General features: G+C 62.7%; 3 protein-coding genes. All 3 read right to left on the reverse strand.

Translation table 11 applies throughout. The annotated features are described in order from the left end of the window. On the reverse strand, positions 1–648 hold a 648-nt coding region (locus tag BM162_RS22095), incomplete at its 3' end, for a hypothetical protein (RefSeq protein WP_143096308.1). Positions 649–782: 134 nt separating this feature from the next. Further along, complete coding sequence (locus BM162_RS22100; RefSeq protein WP_093426009.1) at positions 783–1,109, reverse strand: H-NS histone family protein; 327 nt, start codon at positions 1,107–1,109, stop codon at positions 783–785. Positions 1,110–1,218: 109 nt separating this feature from the next. Beyond that, a partial coding sequence (locus BM162_RS22105; protein WP_218153169.1) for a hypothetical protein occupies positions 1,219–2,246 on the reverse strand: 1,028 nt, incomplete at its 5' end.

The raw sequence follows: 2,246 nt of genomic DNA on the forward strand, positions 1-2,246 counted from the left end.
CACGGCCACCGTCTTGGGCTCGAGGCCGTCGCGCTGCGCGCCCAAGCGGGCCCGAAGGCTGTCGAGATCGATCTCGTCCATCGAGCGGGGCAGGGGGCGTTGGTTGCGGACCGGCTCCTCGAACGCGATCTCGGTCTTTCGACCATCGACCTCGAGCGGGAAGCTGCGTTTCTCGATCTTGGGGTCCAGGTCGGCCGGGAACTGCTCGGTGAGCGCGTCGATGATGCCGCGCATGCCGCGCGCTTCGCCTTCGTTCCGCGCGACCATCACCCAGTCATCGGGCTTGCTTCGCTCCTGGTGCGCTTCGCGCGCCATCTTGCGGCCGGCGGAGATCGCCTGGCGGATGGTCTTGAGGTCCCCTTCGCGCAGGGCCAGTTCGAACATGTCGAGCACGGCGCGTTCGGTCATCGCCGGCTGGTGCGACCGCATGTAATGGTCGGAAGCCAGGCGGCCTACGCTCGAGGTCGGGTTCCCGCTCAGGAAGACCCGGAAGGCCGGGGCTTTTCTCGGAGCCGTGGAGGTGTCGCCGGAACCGTAGGCCTCGCCACCAGGCCGGTCAGGCTCCTGTGCCTTGGGGCCGGCGTTGATCCAGAAGTCGTTCGCCGCCATAGCTCGGACGGGCGTTCGGCGAGAATTCTCGGTTGCCATCGGGGAAGTCTCCGCAGGAAGAATTGCTGTTCTTCCAAAGGAGATTGAGCCCCCGCATTCCCCTCGCAACACGCCCGAAAGGGCGCCTCAATGAGGTATCGGCCGAGCCGGGAATGGGCCCGGCCGATCGCCAATCAGGATGCGCCGGGAATGAGGAAGTCTTCCACCTGTCGGCCCTGATCCAATGCATCCTGCAGCCATTGCGGGCGGCGGCCGCGGCCGGTCCAGGTCTGGGAGGGGTCTTCCGGGTTCTGGTATTTCGGCGGGTTCTTGCGCCGCGCCTTCGGCGGCGCGCCTTCGGCGAGTTCGGAGAGGGAGAAGCCGTATTTTGCGGCGATCTGCTCTGCCTCTGCCCGTGCTTCCTTCTTCCGGCGAACGTCGTAGTCAGCGAGGGCTTTGTCGACCTGCTTACGCAGCGTCTGCAGCTCGTCCCTGTTCATCTCGGAGAGGTCGTATTCCATTTTCATCACCTTTGCAGTTCCTGCTCGTTCAAAGGACGCGTGCTAATGAGCACAGGTTCCATTGGCAATAGCGGGAATGGTTACGAAAGGCGACTAAGCGCCGAATATTTTAGAAACTCGGAGTTAGTCCGGCAATGTCGCGCGGGCGGACCCAGCATCCTGAGACAAGGGTGAACTTGCCTGGCCGGTACTCCCTGACATGGGCGCTCCTATAGTGCGGAGTGATGCTACTCCGCGACGCGATCGCGATCTCAAGGGCGCCATCCACCTCCTCGCGATCTTCGCAGGGAACGCCCAGCTTAGAGAGAAAACGGATGCCCCCGCGTCCGCCGGGGATCATGTTGAGACCCCTTGGTGCGAGGCTGCTTTCTACGACCCTCTCTTCGAAGAGATACGCCTCGTCTTCGGTCTCGAAGGTCAGAACGGGCGATAATTGCACGGTGTAATCGATGTCCGACGCATGCAGCTGCCGCCACACTGAATGCAGCAGATGCCCTTCTCCCGCACGGAAGGACTCAACGTGTTCATCCATTCTCTGCCTGAAGGGCCGACCGGTTACGCCGTAGTAGCCCTTGGCGAGTGTCATCGCGAATGCATTATCGACGCGCCCATCCAGCCGCGCCCGGGTCACGTCGAAATTGATGTGATAGACCCAGCAAGTACCGGCCTGTGTGCCCGTGAGATCGTCGCGGAACAGGAAGTGCAGCGGCACGCGCAGCTCCGAAGTCACGAAGCGTGCTCCGGGCCCGCGTCGGGCAAAGTCCAGTCCCATCTGTTCGTCGAATGCGCCAAGGAACGACACGTGAGACATCTGGCCGCCATCCAGTTCCGGATCCAGCCACAGCACTTCCGGATTCCAGCCTGGAGGCTTCATCTGTGATCCGGGAGGCGTGATATTCGGCCTTCCAAGATGAACGCGCAGATCGTCCCTGTGTTCATGCGCGAAGCGTTCCGGCGTCATCTTCTGTAGATCGATACCTTCGTTGGCGAGAGCATCGAAGACTGCGGCGCTCATGGCGTCGGCCACACGATCATCCGGAATCGACAGGAAAGGACGGAGCCCTGTGAGATTCCGCCCAACCTGCTTGAAGAACGACGGGGCTCCACCATCCTCCCGCGCTGCCCGTCGGCGGCGGG

Source organism: Tranquillimonas alkanivorans (assembly GCF_900115595.1).
GTDB lineage: Bacteria > Pseudomonadota > Alphaproteobacteria > Rhodobacterales > Rhodobacteraceae > Tranquillimonas > Tranquillimonas alkanivorans.